General features: G+C 62.4%; 15 protein-coding genes and 1 tRNA gene. 6 read left to right on the forward strand and 10 right to left on the reverse strand.

The genetic code is table 11. The features are described 5' to 3' along the window. The first annotated feature begins 133 nt into the window (after positions 1–133). Positions 134–219 (forward strand) — tRNA-Leu (locus SS05631_RS06955). A 25-nt stretch (positions 220–244) separates the two neighbouring features. On the opposite strand, the gene SS05631_RS06960 is transcribed toward SS05631_RS06955, so the two are convergent. Beyond that, positions 245–835 (reverse strand): hypothetical protein, encoded by a 591-nt coding sequence (locus SS05631_RS06960; RefSeq protein WP_037421856.1) that lies wholly within the window; start codon positions 833–835, stop codon positions 245–247. A gap of 214 nt (positions 836–1,049) precedes the next feature. On the opposite strand from SS05631_RS06960, the gene ilvA reads away from it, so the two are divergent. Together ilvA and SS05631_RS06970 are read left to right on the forward strand one after the other, a co-directional pair. After that, positions 1,050–2,297, forward strand: a complete 1,248-nt coding sequence (gene ilvA, locus SS05631_RS06965; RefSeq protein WP_037421858.1) for a threonine ammonia-lyase — start codon at positions 1,050–1,052, stop codon at positions 2,295–2,297. A 77-nt stretch (positions 2,298–2,374) separates the two neighbouring features. Continuing rightward, positions 2,375–2,695, forward strand: a complete 321-nt coding sequence (locus SS05631_RS06970) for an HlyU family transcriptional regulator (RefSeq protein ID WP_037421859.1) — start codon at positions 2,375–2,377, stop codon at positions 2,693–2,695. Positions 2,696–2,820: 125 nt separating this feature from the next. On the opposite strand, the gene SS05631_RS06975 is transcribed toward SS05631_RS06970, so the two are convergent. Then, positions 2,821–4,761 carry a bifunctional 2',3'-cyclic-nucleotide 2'-phosphodiesterase/3'-nucleotidase gene (locus tag SS05631_RS06975; RefSeq protein ID WP_037421861.1) on the reverse strand — a complete coding sequence of 647 codons (1,941 nt, stop codon included), beginning with the start codon at positions 4,759–4,761 and terminating at the stop codon, positions 2,821–2,823. A 264-nt stretch (positions 4,762–5,025) separates the two neighbouring features. Here SS05631_RS06975 and SS05631_RS06985 point away from each other — a divergent pair, with 264 nt between their 5' ends. After that, on the forward strand, positions 5,026–6,273 hold the full coding sequence (locus SS05631_RS06985; protein ID WP_037421865.1) for a GGDEF domain-containing protein: 1,248 nt from the start codon (positions 5,026–5,028) through the stop codon (positions 6,271–6,273). 12 nt (positions 6,274–6,285) lie between these two features. On the opposite strand, the gene SS05631_RS06990 is transcribed toward SS05631_RS06985, so the two are convergent. After that, positions 6,286–6,747 carry an Lrp/AsnC family transcriptional regulator gene (locus tag SS05631_RS06990; protein WP_037421867.1) on the reverse strand — a complete coding sequence of 154 codons (462 nt, stop codon included), beginning with the start codon at positions 6,745–6,747 and terminating at the stop codon, positions 6,286–6,288. Positions 6,748–6,903: 156 nt separating this feature from the next. Between SS05631_RS06990 and ald the strand changes: the two genes are divergently transcribed. Beyond that, complete coding sequence (ald, locus tag SS05631_RS06995) at positions 6,904–8,022, forward strand: alanine dehydrogenase (RefSeq protein WP_037421870.1); 1,119 nt, start codon at positions 6,904–6,906, stop codon at positions 8,020–8,022. A 46-nt stretch (positions 8,023–8,068) separates the two neighbouring features. Here the strand turns inward: ald and SS05631_RS07000 are convergent, their stop codons facing one another. The 5 genes from SS05631_RS07000 to SS05631_RS07020 form a co-directional block, all read right to left on the reverse strand. Next, positions 8,069–8,536: a DUF1203 domain-containing protein gene (locus tag SS05631_RS07000; RefSeq protein ID WP_037421872.1), complete on the reverse strand. Its 468-nt coding sequence runs from the start codon at positions 8,534–8,536 to the stop codon at positions 8,069–8,071. Positions 8,537–8,617: 81 nt separating this feature from the next. Further along, positions 8,618–9,181, reverse strand: coding sequence for a GNAT family N-acetyltransferase (locus SS05631_RS07005; protein ID WP_037421875.1), 564 nt, complete (start codon positions 9,179–9,181; stop codon positions 8,618–8,620). Between the two features lie 5 nt (positions 9,182–9,186). Further along, entirely contained in the window at positions 9,187–10,050 is an 864-nt protein-coding gene (gene sseA, locus SS05631_RS07010; RefSeq protein WP_037421877.1) for a 3-mercaptopyruvate sulfurtransferase, read from the reverse strand. A 20-nt stretch (positions 10,051–10,070) separates the two neighbouring features. Beyond that, positions 10,071–10,820, reverse strand: coding sequence for an alanyl-tRNA editing protein (locus tag SS05631_RS07015; RefSeq protein WP_037421879.1), 750 nt, complete (start codon positions 10,818–10,820; stop codon positions 10,071–10,073). 7 nt (positions 10,821–10,827) lie between these two features. Then, entirely contained in the window at positions 10,828–11,868 is a 1,041-nt protein-coding gene (locus tag SS05631_RS07020; protein WP_037421881.1) for a cysteine synthase A, read from the reverse strand. A gap of 311 nt (positions 11,869–12,179) precedes the next feature. On the opposite strand from SS05631_RS07020, the gene SS05631_RS07030 reads away from it, so the two are divergent. Then, positions 12,180–13,025 (forward strand): SDR family NAD(P)-dependent oxidoreductase, encoded by an 846-nt coding sequence (locus SS05631_RS07030; protein WP_234820140.1) that lies wholly within the window; start codon positions 12,180–12,182, stop codon positions 13,023–13,025. Here the strand turns inward: SS05631_RS07030 and SS05631_RS07035 are convergent. Both SS05631_RS07035 and SS05631_RS07040 read right to left on the reverse strand, forming a co-directional pair. Next, complete coding sequence (locus SS05631_RS07035) at positions 13,013–13,339, reverse strand: SMR family transporter (protein WP_037421887.1); 327 nt, start codon at positions 13,337–13,339, stop codon at positions 13,013–13,015. The two genes, SS05631_RS07030 and SS05631_RS07035, sit on opposite strands and share 13 nt — an antisense overlap. Then, on the reverse strand, positions 13,336–13,692 hold the full coding sequence (locus SS05631_RS07040) for an SMR family transporter (protein ID WP_037421890.1): 357 nt from the start codon (positions 13,690–13,692) through the stop codon (positions 13,336–13,338). Before SS05631_RS07040 ends, SS05631_RS07035 begins: the two co-directional genes overlap by 4 nt. Positions 13,693–13,879: the final 187 nt, after the last annotated feature.

Consider the following 13,879-nt stretch of genomic DNA (forward strand, 5'->3'; position numbering starts at 1 on the left):
AGGGGTTGATGCGAATTTTTGCGCGACTCTCGGTGCAAGATGCGGCTCGAGCATGTTCGCGGAGACGCACATCAAAAAATGCGCTGGCGGCCCTTCCCATCGCTTGAATCGCAAAGTATTCCAAACGCGGTATGCGGACGTGGCGAAACTGGTAGACGCAAGGGACTTAAAATCCCTCGGCCTTAGGCTGTACGGGTTCGATCCCCGTCGTCCGCACCACCACCGAAATGCTGCTGCCTCTCAATCACTCCGCCGCAATCTTGAAAGGCTGGTCGACGGTTGCGCTCTTGCCGCTGTTGATGTCGTTGAAGCGGAAGCGCAGGACGTAGTCGCCGGCAGGCGCGCCGCTGACGTCGACGGTCAGCGTCGCATAGATCTCCTGGTTGCGAAGATAGCCGGTGAAGGTGAAGTCGCCGAATGCCTTGCGGGTCGCAAGCACCTCGCCCTTGGGGCTGACGATGTCGAGATCGACGGTGAAGCGCGTTTCGAGCTTGCCCTTGGCGCTTGCGTCCTTCCAGGTGAGGCCGACCGGCTCGACATAGGAGAGCAGCGTCTCGCCGGGCTTGAAGACCGAATCCTGCTTCGGCTCGTACATGGCGTAGCCTGCCGGTTCGGCCGTGACGAAAAGCGCCTTGCCGATCGCGAAGGGAAGGGTCTGCGAGAACGCGCTGACGGCCTGGCGCAGCGTTTCTCGTGCTCCTGCCGCGTCGCCGTCGCTTGCCTGCTTCTCCGCTTTCACCGCGGCATCGGAAAGCGGCCCCGCTTCGGCTCCGGAAACGGCCAGGACAGGGGCGGCCAGAGCCAGCATCGCTAGCATGGAGAGATAGTTCGCCATCGCAGTTTCCCAGCATCCCGATTGCTGAAAACTGTCGGCATTTGGCATGCGCAAGTCAAGCCGAAGGAGACTGCCGTGACCGCAGCCGATCGGCGTAGAGTGATGGTTCGCGAGTCTTTGCCAGGCCAAGCGCGCAGCAAGTCAAATCGGTGGTTTCAGTCGCAGCAATGTGCGATAGCGACAGCGATCAAGATGGAACGGGTGATGGCACGAGATGAAGCAGGATGTTGAACAGGCGGCCGCGGCGATGCGCGAGATCTTTCCGGCGACGCCGCTGCAGCTCAACGATCACCTGAGCGCGCGCTACGGCGCCACCGTCTATCTGAAGCGCGAGGATCTTTCGCCGGTACGCTCCTACAAAATCCGCGGTGCCTTCAACTTCTTCCGCAAGGCACTTGCGGCCGGTGCTTCCGGCAAGACCTTCGTCTGCGCCTCGGCCGGAAACCATGCGCAGGGCTTCGCCTTCGTCTGCCGGCACTTCGGCGTTCCGGGTGTCGTCTTCATGCCGGTGACGACGCCGCAGCAGAAGATTGACAAGACCCGCATCTTCGGCGGCGAATACATCACCATCCGCCTCGTCGGCGATATCTTCGACCAGTGCTACCAGGCCGCCCGCGACCATGTCGAGGCGATTGCGGGCGTCATGGTGCCGCCCTTCGATCATGCAGATATCATCGAAGGGCAGGCGACGGTCGCGGCGGAGATCGTCGAGCAATTTCCGGAGGGGCTGCTTCCCGATCTCGTCGTGCTGCCCGTCGGCGGCGGCGGACTGGCGGCCGGCGTGACCGGCTATTTCCGTGATGCCTTGATGCCCGACCGGTTCATGTTCTGCGAGCCGGAGGGCGCGCCGAGCTTGCGGCGCAGCCTGGAGGCGGGCAGCGTCGTGACGCTCGATCAGGTGGACAATTTCGTCGACGGCGCGGCGGTGGGGCGCATCGGCGATCTCAATTTCTCGGCGCTCCGCGATTTCGCGCCCGAGCAGGTGATGCTTCTCGCCGAAAACGCCATCTGTCTGACGATCACCGAGATGCTGAATGTCGAAGGCGTGGTGCTCGAGCCGGCCGGCGCGCTGTCGATTACTGCGCTGGAAGTACTCGGTCGCGAGCGGCTGGTAGGCAAGACGGTGGTCGCGGTCGTTTCCGGCGGCAATTTCGACTTCGAGCGCCTGCCGGACGTCAAGGAGCGCGCCATGCGCCATGCGGGCTTGAAGAAATACTTCATTCTGCGCATGGCGCAGCGACCGGGCGCCTTGCGCGATTTCCTCAATCTGCTGGGCGAAGAGGATGACATCGCCCGGTTCGAATATCTGAAGAAGTCGGCGCGCAATTTCGGCTCCGTGCTGATTGGCATCGAGACCAAGCATGCGGAGAACTTCCCGCTGCTGAAGCAGCGTTTCGACGCGGCCGGGCTGCGATACCAGGACATCACCGAGAACGAGATTCTCGCCAATCTGGTCATCTGACGCGCTTTGCCGCCGGGCAGCGCAAGCGAACCAATTTTGGCTTTGACAGGGGCCGCAGCCACGGCTAACCATGAGCCATGGCATCGTTTTTCTCGAAATTGTTCGGCCTCTCCGGTGGCTCCGAAAAGCCGGCTCAGCCCGCTTCGGGCAAGACCGAGACCTATGCGGATTGCCTGATCCGCGCGACGCCGATGCGCGAGGGCGCGCAGTTCCGGCTTGCCGGCAGCATCGAAAAGACGATGCCCGAAGGCGGCACGAAAGTGCGTAATTTCATCCGCGCCGATCTCTTCACCTCCGAGCAGGACGCCATCGATTCGGCGCTCCGCAAGGGGCGGCAGATCGTCGACGAGCAGCGCGCGGCGCTCTTTGCCGACGAGGCACAGTCGCGCTCGGTGTAAGCAGGACAATCTTGTTCTGCAGCAATCGGTTGCAGTGTTTTCTTAACATGTAAGTCAAGTTCTTGGGGGCGCTCGCCCCCTCTGGCCTACCGACGGGCCGGCACGCCAGAGGCCACTTGCTCCCGCTATAACCTGATGCGGAAGCGCGCAAAGCCGTCGGCGCCGTCGCCGGCGTCTTCGACGTCGACGGCCTTGACCTGAGCAATAAATTGTCTTGCCTTCGGGCCGCTGTCGAAGACGACGCTGGTGTCCTTGAGCGGTGCAAATTTCCAATTGGCGTCGGCCGACGGATTGATCGTCCCTTGCTCCACGATGTAGCGCACGATCACGTCGCGGTTGGTATCGGGGGCGACGAAGACGACTTTGTCGGCCGCGATTTCCGGGAAGTGCCCGCCGCCGCCGGCGCGGTAGTTGTTGATCGCCACGACGAATCTTTGGTCCGGGTCGATCGGCTTGCCGTCAAACTGCAGGTCGCGGATGCGGCTTGCCGAGGCGTTTACGAGATTGCCGTCCTTGTCGTATTTGGCCGGTTGCGAAAGATCGATCTGGTAGGTGACGCCGTCGATCACGTCGAAATTATAGGACGGGAAGTCGCCGTTGATGAGGTTCGCGTCGGTCGAGCCCGGCGCGATCTGGTTGAAGATCCCGGAAGACATTTCGAGCCAGTTTCGGACCTGTTCGCCGGTGATGACGACAGCCTGGACCGTATTTGGATAGAGGTAGAGGTCGGCGACGTTCTTGATGGCGATGTCGCCGGCCGGAACGTCGGTATAATAGTCGGCACCGCCGCGTCCGCCGGCCTTGAAGGGGGCCGCTGCCGAGAGCACCGGCAGGTTCTTGTGCTCGGTATCCTTCAGCATGTCGCGGATGTACCAGGTCTGCGCCTGGCTGACGATCTGAACCGAAGGATCGTCGGCAACGAGGGCGAAGTAGGAATAGAGCGGCGCGGAGGTCTTGCCGACCGGGGTGCGGACATAGGCGAGCGTCGCCTCGTGGTCCTTCTGTGCCGCCGCCAGAACTTCCGGCTTGTCGCCGACCTCGGCGATGACCTTCTTCTCCTCCCGCCGGTAGATCGGCCGCGCTTCGCTCGTCGAACCGATCACCCGCCAGGCTCCGCCGTCGCGCTCGAGGAGGAGATCGATCAGGCCGAGATGGGAGCCCCAGAAGCCACCCATCACGCCGGGTTTGCCGGAGATGAGTCCGGTCTTGTTGTCGACGCCTTCGACGGCATCGAACTTCGGCCCCGGGAAATCGAGATGGCTATGGCCGGTGACGATGGCGTCGATGCCGTCGATCGCCGCCAGGGGCAGGGAGGCGTTTTCGAGATTTTCGGCATACGCCTGCTGTCCGATGCCGGAGTGGGAGAGGGCGATGACAATGTCGGCGCCTTCCTCCCGGATCTGCGGCACCCAGGCTTCCGCGGCCTTGACGATGTCGCGGGCATTCGCCTTGCCTTCGAGGTTCTTGGCGTCCCAGGTCATGATCTGCGGCGGCACGAATCCGATCAGGCCGATACGAATCGGGTGTTCCTCCCCGGCGCCGTCCTTCACCTTCCGATCGAGGATGACGTAGGGCTTGAGGAAAAGTTCGTCCTGGCGGGGGCCGGCGGCGAGCGCGCCCTTGGTCAGGTTGGCGCAGACGATCGGAAAATTCGCGCCGTTCAACACATTGAACATGAAGTCCAGGCCGTAGTTGAACTCGTGGTTGCCAAGCGTGCCGCAGTCATAGCCGAGGACGTTCATGGCGGCGATGATCGGGTGAATGTCGCCCGCCTTCATGCCGCGCTTGTAGGCGATGTAGTCGCCCATCGGGTTGCCCTGCAGGAAGTCGCCGTTGTCGACGAGGATGGCATTGGTTGCCTCGGCGCGGATCGCGTCGATGATCGAGGCGGTGCGCGCCAGGCCGAGCGTGTCGTTCGGCTTGTCGGCGTAATAGTCGTAGGGGAACACATGCACGTGCAGGTCGGTCGTTTCCATGATTCGGAGGTGGGCCTGGTTGGCGGCAGCTCTGACGGAGAAGGGATGCAGCACGGCGAGGGCGGAGGAGGCGGCCAGCGCGCTAAGCAGGGCGCGGCGGGAATGGGATGCAGTGCGATCTTCGAAGTCATGGCGGTCTCCGTATTCAAGCTCCGTTCGGGCACGTCAAGAACGTGCAAGGCGCCGGCAATGTCGCGTCGGCAGCGCAACCTTTCCGCGCGACTATGACCGACTGGAGCGGAACGGCAAGCGGCAGAATCTCGCCTGTTTTTCGCCGCCTCGTAGGCCGGTAAAGCTTTGTTCAATTTCTAGCTTTAAGGAACGGGCGAGTGAAAACGGAAGTCTCCTGCGCGCATGCCAAACGCCAATCTCATGCTCCTGCTTGCCGAGGCCTTGGTTTACGTCGCGTCGATGATCGGGCTTCTTCACCTGCGTGCCCGCCTGGGGCTCGGCGTCTTCGTGGCAGCCCTCGGCGTCATGCATTTCATCGAGACCTATCTTGCCGCCGTCTTTTACGTTCAGCTGCCGTTCGGGGTGATCTCTCCGGGCTCTGCCGTGTTCTTTTCCGGCAAGCTCATGATGATCCTTCTCCTTTACGTGAAGGAGGACGCCGCGACAGTCCGGCAGCCGATCTACGGCTTGCTTGCCGGCAATTTTTTGACTGTGGCGCTCAGCCTGCTGTTGCGGCGGCATGATACCGTCTCGGTCGTCGCCGGCCGTGTCGCCGACATCGCCTTCATCGACGAAATGGGCTGGCTGATGGTCTGGGGCACGACGCTGCTATATTTCGATTCGCTGATCATCATCCTGCTTTACGAGAAACTTGGCCGGTGGTTTCGCCGCTTCGTCACGATGCGCTTCCTGATCTGCGGCGTCGTCGTGCTGACATTCGACCAGCTCGGCTTCTATGCGGCGCTCCGCTTCGTGAACGGTGCGCCCTGGGACGTGTTCTGGGGCGGGTGGATGGCGAAGATGCTGGCCGCCCCCTTCTATGCCGTCGCCATCGGATTCTATCTGAGATCCTCGCGTCATGCCTTCCTCGCGATTTCGGACCGGCCGCTCGGCGACGTGTTCAACGACCTCACCTTTCGCGAGCGCTACGAGGATCTCTTGTCGCGTTCCGGTCACGATACCCTGACCGGTGCCCTGGACCGTGGCCGTTTCGAAGCGGAAGGGAAGCAGATGATACGCGAGGCGGCAGCCGACGGCGCTCCGCTCAGCCTGATGCTCATCGATGTCGACCGCTTCAAGAGCGTCAACGATCAGTTCGGCCACATGGAAGGCGATCGCGTGCTGAAGAAACTGGCAGAAGCGGTCAACGCAAAGCTTCAGCCCGAGGATCGCCTGTTCCGCTATGGCGGCGAGGAATTCGTCGTGCTTTGCCCGGGGCTCCCCTATGCGGGTGTCCATTCGCGGGCCGAGGATATACGGCTGGCGGTCTCCTCGGGAGTAAAGACGCCGAATGGGGACCCGGTGACCACCAGCATCGGCGTGTCGTCGACGCTTGCCGATGGCGCCGGGATCAACGAATTGCTGGCGCAGGCCGATATTCGCCTCTATGCCGCCAAGAATACAGGCCGCAACCGGGTGGTCGGCCGTTAAGCCGCGCGAGTGTCAGATCCCGACATTCGGGCGGTCAATGATTTCGCGAAGCGAGAAGCTCGAATTGATCTTCACCACATGCGGAAGCGCCGACAGCCAGTCGCGGTGAATGCGCTCGTAGTCTTCGAGATCCCGTGCCGCGACACGCAGGATGTAGTCGTATTCCCCGGACATCAGATAGCAGACGAGAACATTCGGGCAGAGTTTGACCGCTGCTTCGAATTCGGCGAGCGTCTTGGCGAACTGGCCGGAGAGCGAAATATGCACGATCACCATGATCTTGTAGTCGAGCGCCTTATGCGCGATACGGGCGTGGTAGCCGGCGATCGTGCCGGTTTTCTCGAGGATATCGACGCGCCGCGAACAGGCGGAAGGCGACAGGCCGACCTTGGCGGCGAGATCGGCATTGGAGATTCTGCCCTCTTGCTGCAGGATCCTCAGAATCGAACGATCGATGGCGTCCAGTTCACTCATTCGAGTTTTCCTTCAATAAAAACGTTTCGTACGCAACAAAAGTCGAGAGCAATGCGCTGAGGGGCGCGCCTTTGCAAGGACATTCTCGCCAGCATCTGTTTTCCTTGTCTGATCGCCAATGCCGCGAAAGCGCACAGACAGGAGAGGAACGCGAAGATGCGTGTCGGTTGCCCGAAGGAAATCAAAAATCATGAATACAGGGTCGGCCTGACGCCGGGATCGGTGCGGGAATATGTCGCCCACGGCCACGAGGTGATCGTCGAGACCAAGGCCGGGGCAGGGATCGGGGCGGATGACGACGCCTATCGCGCCGCCGGCGCGCGGATCGTTCCGACGGCCAAGGACGTGTTCGAAAAGGCGGACATGGTGGTCAAGGTCAAGGAGCCGCAGCCGTCCGAATGGACGCAACTGCGCGAGGGCCAGATTCTCTATACCTATCTTCATCTGGCGCCGGATCCGGAGCAGACGAGGGGCCTCTTGAATTCGGGCGTCACCGCCGTTGCCTATGAGACGGTGACGGATGAGCGCGGCGGCCTGCCGCTGCTTGCTCCCATGTCCGAAGTGGCCGGGCGGCTCGCCATCCAGGCTGGCGCCACCTCGCTTCAAAAGGCCAATGGCGGCCGTGGCATCCTGCTCGGCGGCGTTCCCGGCGTGCTTCCCGCCAAGGTGGCGATCATCGGCGGCGGCGTCGTCGGCCTGCACGCCGCGAAAATGGCGGTCGGCCTCGGCGCCGACGTTTCGATCCTTGACCGCTCGATTCCGCGCCTGCGCCAGCTCGACGACATCTTCAACGGCCGCGTCCATACGCGCTATTCGACGATCGACGCCCTGGAGGAAGAAGTGTTTTCCGCCGACCTGGTAATCGGCGCCGTGCTGATCCCCGGCGCTGCCGCACCCAGGCTCGTCACGCGCGAAATGCTGTCAGGCATGAAGAAGGGCGCGGTGATCGTCGACGTCGCAATCGACCAGGGCGGCTGCTTCGAGACCTCGCATGCGACGACCCATTCCGAGCCGACCTATGAGGTGGACGGCATCGTGCATTACTGCGTCGCGAACATGCCGGGCGCCGTGCCGATCACGTCGGCTCACGCGCTCAACAACGCGACGCTCTATTACGGCCTTCAGCTTGCCGATCGCGGGCTCAAGGCGATTGCCGAGGACCGGCATTTGCGGGCGGGCCTCAACGTCCATCGGGGCCGGGTGACCAATGCGCCCGTCGCCGAGGCACTCGGCTATGATTCCTACGCGCCGGAAAGCGTCCTCAACGTCGCCTGAGCGGTGAAGCTCAAACCGGTCCGGCGCTGTACTGCCGGACCGGTCCTCAGACCGCCTCTATGCGGCACTGATAGCAATTGTACTTGGCGGAGCGCACATGCACATAGGCGATGTCCGTCCGTGCCAGCAGTTCTTCTGCACGCCGCTCGAGCATCTCCACGGGTACCACGCCGCCACTCCCATAGACGATGCGCTCGTCGCTACCGTATCCGCGAAGCAGGTAGTCCTTGCTGGAGGTCAGGATCGGCGGCCGCAACGCTCCGTCCGGCGCAGGACACGCATCGGCATGCATGAAGATCGGTCCCGTTTCAGCGTAAGGCTGGGCTGACGAAAACGGCCGATAGGCAAGGATCAGGTAAGGCTCACCCTCTTCGACGTTTCGCAGGCAATGCCGGCACGGAACGCCGTCGCCGTCCGAGATGTGCCGTTCGGGCAGGTTGCCATAGGCATCCCGGCCGCCCTGCCATAGCCGTTGCGCATCTTTGTCGGGCATCGCGACATATCGCAGTGTCATGGATCTCTCCTGTTCTTGTCGACGAGGAGATTGGTCCATTGCGCCCGGTTGCGACACCCGAAACTTGCCGGAGAGGTCCGGTCAGAGCTTCTTCGCGAAGCTGAGCAGCTCGTCGTCGCTTAAGGGCCGAACGATCGCATCCCGCGTCGCGACCGGGGAAAAGCCGAACTGCTGGTAGAGCTGCAATGCCCGAGGGTGGTCTAAGCTGTTTGTCGTTACCTTGACTTTGCGCGGGTCCATCGCCCAGGCGGCGAACAGGGTCTGCAGCAGGAACCATTTCCCGAGGCCGAGGCCAAGCGCGTGTTCCATGAGCCCGAAATGGGTAAGCTCCATGAGGTCGCCATCGCGCTGCTGCAGTTCGAAGAAGCCGGCGGGCGCACCGTTGACATAGAGGACCGTCAGGTTCGTCCTCTTGTCGTGGAGTACCGCCGCCAGGTCTTCATCGCTCATCCGCAGCCGCTCCGCCCAGTGCCAGCGCTTGCCGACACGCAGATAGAGGAAGCGGTAATAGGGAAGCGGAATGTCGGACACCCGCAGGATCGCGGTGTGGATGTTGACGGGCACCGGCAGGCTTTGCTTCGGCGGCGCCGTCATCTCGAGCTCAGTCACGTGGGCCGTGATCGCAGCAGGCTTCGATCCTTGCATGGTTTTCACTCTCTACCGATGGCAACCGGGGTGTCGGGGCGGCTACCCCATTCCGACCAGGAACCATCATAGAGCGTATTGTCTGTATGTCCCAATGATTGAAGCGCAAGCGTGATGATTGCCGCCGTCACACCCGATCCGCAGGTCGTGACGACCGGTTTCGTCAGGTCGATGCCGGCCTCCGCGAAGCTCTGGCGCAATTCGTCAAGATCCTTTAGTTTGCCCGCTTCTGAGAAGGTCCCGGAGGGAAGGCTTCGAGCGCCGGGCATGTGGCCCGACCGCATGCCGGCGCGAGGCTCCGCTTCCTCTCCGCTAAAGCGCCCGGCGCTACGGGCATCGGCGACCTGGGCGAGACGGTTTTCGACGATGTCCTTCATGCGCTCGAAGGAGGTGATGGCCTTGGCGTCGAAGCTTGCATGGAATGAACGCGGTGCGGGGCTCGAAATCTCGGCGGTCGTGGGGCGTCCCTCGGCCTTCCAGCCGTCCATGCCGCCATCAAGGACAAAGACGTTCCTCGCGCCCATAATGCGGAACATCCACCAGACCCGCGGCGCCGTGAAGATGCCCGGACCGTCATAGACGACGATCGTGTCGGTCTCGCCGATGCCCATGGCTCCGACGGCTTCGGCAAAGGCTTCCGGCGAGGGCAGCGTATGCGGCAGGCCGCTCGCCTGGTCGGCGATCGCATCCTGGTCGAAGAAGACAGCCCCCGGGATATGTGCTGCCTGGTATTCAGCCTTGGGGTCGCGCTTCTGGGCCGGCAGGTACCAGGCGGCATCGACGATCTTGACGCTGGGATCGTCAAGCCGCTGCTCCAGCCAGTCCGGGGAAACGATGAAGGCGCTTCTTTTGTTGTTCTCGTTGCTCATTGTCGTTTCCTCCGTGGACTTTAAGAGGCGGCACGGTCTTCGGGCGTTCCGAAGCGGATCCGGAACCGCCGGTTTTCCTTACCCTTCTTCTCGATCTTGGCGATGTAAATGGCGCCGACTTCCTGCGTCTCAGAAACATGCGTGCCGCCGCAGGGCTGGCTGTCGACGCAGGACTCTTCGCCGATGCAGACGAGGCTGACGCGTCCCATGCCGACGGGCGGGCGGACATTCTTGGATTTGACGAGGTCCGGATTGGCGGCGAGTTCGTCGTCGGTGATCCATTGCACATAGACCGGATGGTTCGCATCGACGAGCTTCATCAGCGCCGCCGTCACTTCGTCCTTGTCGATCGATTCGCTCATGTCGAAATCGACACGGCTCTCCTCCTCGCCGACGGCGGCGCCGGTGACAGGGAAGGGACAGATGACCGAAAGCAAGTGGCATGCCGTGTGCATGCGCATCAGCCGGTAGCGGCGCGGCCAGTCGATATGGAGTACGAGCTTTTCGCCGACTGTCGGCCGGGGGTGTCCCTCGGCGGGAACATGCACAATGACATCCTTGGTTGCGCCATGCCGGGTCTCGACGATCGGGATCCGGCTGCCGTCCTCGCGCTCGAAAAAGCCCGTGTCGCCAGGCTGGCCGCCGGACGTGGCATAGAAACAGGTCTGGTCGAGTTCGATCCCGCCGTCTTCCAGGACCGCCGTGACGCTTGCTTCGCAGGTCGAGAGGTAGAAATCCTCGCGGAAGAGGGCGGTCACGGTCCTGGGCATCGAGAGACTATCCGACGGGTTCGTATGGAACGGTAATGTTCGAACTTCTATTCAGCCAAGCCGGGACCGGCAGGCCCTTTGAGGCAAGGAAGTCCGGATTGAAGAGCTTCGACTGATAGCGGTTACCATAGTCGCAGAGGATCGTCACGATCGTATGTCCGGGGCCGAGCTCGCGGGCCAGTCGAACCGCACCGGCAATATTGATGCCGCTGGAGCCGCCGACGCAGAGGCCTTCCCTCTCGATGAGGTCGAAGACGTAGGGCACCGCTTCGGAATCGGGAATCTGATAGGCGAAATCCGGCGTAAAGCCGTCGAGATTGGCGGTGACACGGCCCTGGCCGATGCCCTCGGTGATCGAGCTCCCGCTCGCCTTCAGCTCGCCATGGGCATAGTAGTTGAAAAGTGCCGCGCCTTCCGGGTCGGCAATGCCGATCTTGACGGCGGGGCTCTTGGCGCGCAAGCCCTGTGCGACGCCGGCGAGCGTCCCGCCGGAGCCGACGGCGCAGATGAAGCCGCCGACCTTGCCGTCGGTGTCGCGCCAGATCTCCGGTGCGGTCGTCTGGACATGCGCCTCCCGGTTCGCGACGTTGTCGAACTGGTTCGCCCAGATGGCACCGTTCGGTTCGGTCTTGGCGAGTTCGGCCGCCAGCCGCCCGGAGACCTTCACGTAGTTGTTGGGGTTCTTGTAGGGTACCGCCGGAACCTCGACCAGTTCGGCGCCGAGAAGCCGCAACGCGTCCTTCTTCTCCTGGCTCTGGGTTTCCGGGATGACGATGACGGTGCGATATCCGAGCGCGCTGCCGACGACCGCCAGTCCTATGCCGGTATTGCCTGCCGTGCCCTCGACGATCACGCCGCCGGGGCGCAACTGGCCCGCCTTCTCGGCCTCGCGGATGATCCACAGCGCTGCCCGGTCCTTCACCGATTGACCGGGATTGAGGAACTCCGCCTTGCCGAGGATGGAGCAGCCGGTAGCTTCGGAAACGGCATTGAGCCGGATCAACGGCGTATTGCCGATGGCTTCGAGCACGGATGGATGGACACTCATCTTGGAAAACCTCACGCTGGACGGAACGATGGCCGGGCCTCAGCCAAGCATTAACCTCGACGAACGGCAAGCAGCAAACATTTGGAGCAGAATCGCCGAAATATTGGCGTGTTTTCGGCTCAGGCTGTTCAACAGGCAAGAAAAAGCGTTTCGCCGCTTTCCTGTCGCGGGCAAAAATCGTCTCCGCAGTCAATTTGACGGGCGGGAAGCGGAGAACGGGGACAGGATCTGCCGTCGGAGAGGCAACGGGTTCGGACCTGCCGAGCCTTCCGGGAAGGAAAGCTTCCCGAACGACGTGCGAGGACGAAATGATGACTGCATTTACCGCCCGCCCCGAGCATGGATGGGCATGGGTAACCGGGGCAAGTTCCGGAATAGGGCGCGCCGTTGCGCTTCGACTGGTGGAGGAAGGCTATTCGGTCGTCGTCACGGCGCGCAGTCACGAGAAGCTCGTCGCTCTTCAGCATGAGGTCGACGGACCGGGCAAGATCGTCGTTCTCGACGGCGACGTCACCGACCCGCGCGACATGGAGCGGTTGCTGACGGCGATCGAATATGAGCATGGCCGGGTGGCGTTGGCGATCCTCAATGCCGGCGTAGCCATACCCGTGCGCGGAGACGACCTCCATCTCGAGGCATTCGACAAGAGCTTCGCGGTCAATCTGCACGGCGTCGTCAACTGTCTCGTGCCCCTGGTCGAGCACATGAAGGCGAACGGCCATGGCCAGATCGCCATCATGTCGTCGGTGGCCGGCTATGGCGGACTGCCGATGAGCGCCGCCTATGGCGCCACCAAGGCGGCCCTCATCAACATGACCGAGAGCCTGAAATTCGACCTCGACCGGATCGGCATCAGGCTGCAACTGATCTGTCCAGGCTTCATCGCGACGCGTGGCTCGGTGAAGAACAACCTGTCGCGCCCGGCCCTTGTCAGCGCCGACGAGGCGGCGGAATGGATTTGCACGGGTCTGAAGTCGAGACATTTCGAGATCACCTTCCCGAAACGCTTCACCTATGCCGTCAAGTTGCTGCGGCTCCTGCCCTACGGCGCCTATTTCGCGCTTGTCGACTGGCTCGTGTCCGGGCCCGGCCCGCATGGTACAGCTCCGAAGCACAAGCAGTCGGCATCCGACAAGCGGCCGCGTCAGGCGGTGTGAAGCACGAGCACTGCGCCGAAGACGAGGATCAGGCCAACCCAGCCGATCGGCTTGAGCTTCTCTCCGAAGAAGAGGCGGCCGGAGATCGCCGTGCCGAAAATTCCGGTGCCGCCCAGCACGGCATAGGCGATCGCAAGCTCCATGCCTTTCACCGCCTCGGCGAGCAAGGCGAACGCGGCGAGCGCCAGCAGGATCGAAAGCACGCCCCATCCGCGTTTGACGAAGCCATCCGACTTCGACGAAGCGAGATTTGCCGCGACATCGAGCAGGCCGGCCATGAACGCGAAGGCGAAGGAGAGACCGGAGGCCGTCACGGCGCGGCTTCCTCGCCGATGTCGTCGTCGTGAGCCTTGCCCGCATTGACAAGCAGGATGCCGAGCACTGCCATGGAAAGCCCGACCACTTCGCGGCCGCTCAGTACATGGCCGAAGATGAAGACGGAGACGAGGGTGATGAGCGCCACGCCCGAGCCTTCCCAGATGGCATAGGCCACGCCGACCGGTACTGTCTTCACGGCCCTTGCGAGAAACACGTAGGAGAGGGCGATCGAGGCATACATGACCGCGTGGCCGATATAGGCGCACGAGGCCGAGGAGGCCTTCATGACGGTGAGACCGACCACTTCGGTCGCAATCGCGAGCGCCAGGAAAAGCCACGCCAAGCGCATGAAGCACCTTCATGTAAGGTCGAGTAAGGACGACAAATGAAAAGAGCCATTCGGGCGCACGCCGCGAATGGCTCTTTCGAAACTGGCTCCCCGGGCCGGAGCTGGCTCCGATTGGCGTTCCCGCCACTGATGATGTATTTACAACATGTTAGCCGAGGTTTCGAAAGTTCCTAAACTGGCGATGTAG

The organism is Sinorhizobium sp. CCBAU 05631 (genome assembly GCF_002288505.1).
Lineage (GTDB): Bacteria > Pseudomonadota > Alphaproteobacteria > Rhizobiales > Rhizobiaceae > Sinorhizobium > Sinorhizobium fredii_C.

Bases quoted from the DNA above. Each gene is read 5' to 3' on its own strand.
- ald (WP_037421870.1), top strand. From the start codon at position 6,904: ATGCGTGTCGGTTGCCCGAAGGAAATCAAAAATCATGAATACAGGGTC.
- SS05631_RS06960 (WP_037421856.1), bottom strand. From the start codon at position 835: ATGGCGAACTATCTCTCCATGCTAGCGATGCTGGCTCTGGCCGCCCCT.
- sseA (WP_037421877.1), bottom strand. From the start codon at position 10,050: ATGAGCAACGAGAACAACAAAAGAAGCGCCTTCATCGTTTCCCCGGAC.
- SS05631_RS07015 (WP_037421879.1), bottom strand. From the start codon at position 10,820: ATGCCCAGGACCGTGACCGCCCTCTTCCGCGAGGATTTCTACCTCTCG.
- SS05631_RS06970 (WP_037421859.1), top strand. From the start codon at position 2,375: ATGGCATCGTTTTTCTCGAAATTGTTCGGCCTCTCCGGTGGCTCCGAA.
- SS05631_RS07040 (WP_037421890.1), bottom strand. From the start codon at position 13,692: ATGCGCTTGGCGTGGCTTTTCCTGGCGCTCGCGATTGCGACCGAAGTG.
- SS05631_RS07020 (WP_037421881.1), bottom strand. From the start codon at position 11,868: ATGAGTGTCCATCCATCCGTGCTCGAAGCCATCGGCAATACGCCGTTG.
- SS05631_RS07000 (WP_037421872.1), bottom strand. From the start codon at position 8,536: ATGACACTGCGATATGTCGCGATGCCCGACAAAGATGCGCAACGGCTA.
- SS05631_RS06985 (WP_037421865.1), top strand. From the start codon at position 5,026: ATGCCAAACGCCAATCTCATGCTCCTGCTTGCCGAGGCCTTGGTTTAC.
- ilvA (WP_037421858.1), top strand. From the start codon at position 1,050: ATGAAGCAGGATGTTGAACAGGCGGCCGCGGCGATGCGCGAGATCTTT.
- SS05631_RS07005 (WP_037421875.1), bottom strand. From the start codon at position 9,181: ATGCAAGGATCGAAGCCTGCTGCGATCACGGCCCACGTGACTGAGCTC.
- SS05631_RS06990 (WP_037421867.1), bottom strand. From the start codon at position 6,747: ATGAGTGAACTGGACGCCATCGATCGTTCGATTCTGAGGATCCTGCAG.
- SS05631_RS07030 (WP_234820140.1), top strand. From the start codon at position 12,180: ATGACTGCATTTACCGCCCGCCCCGAGCATGGATGGGCATGGGTAACC.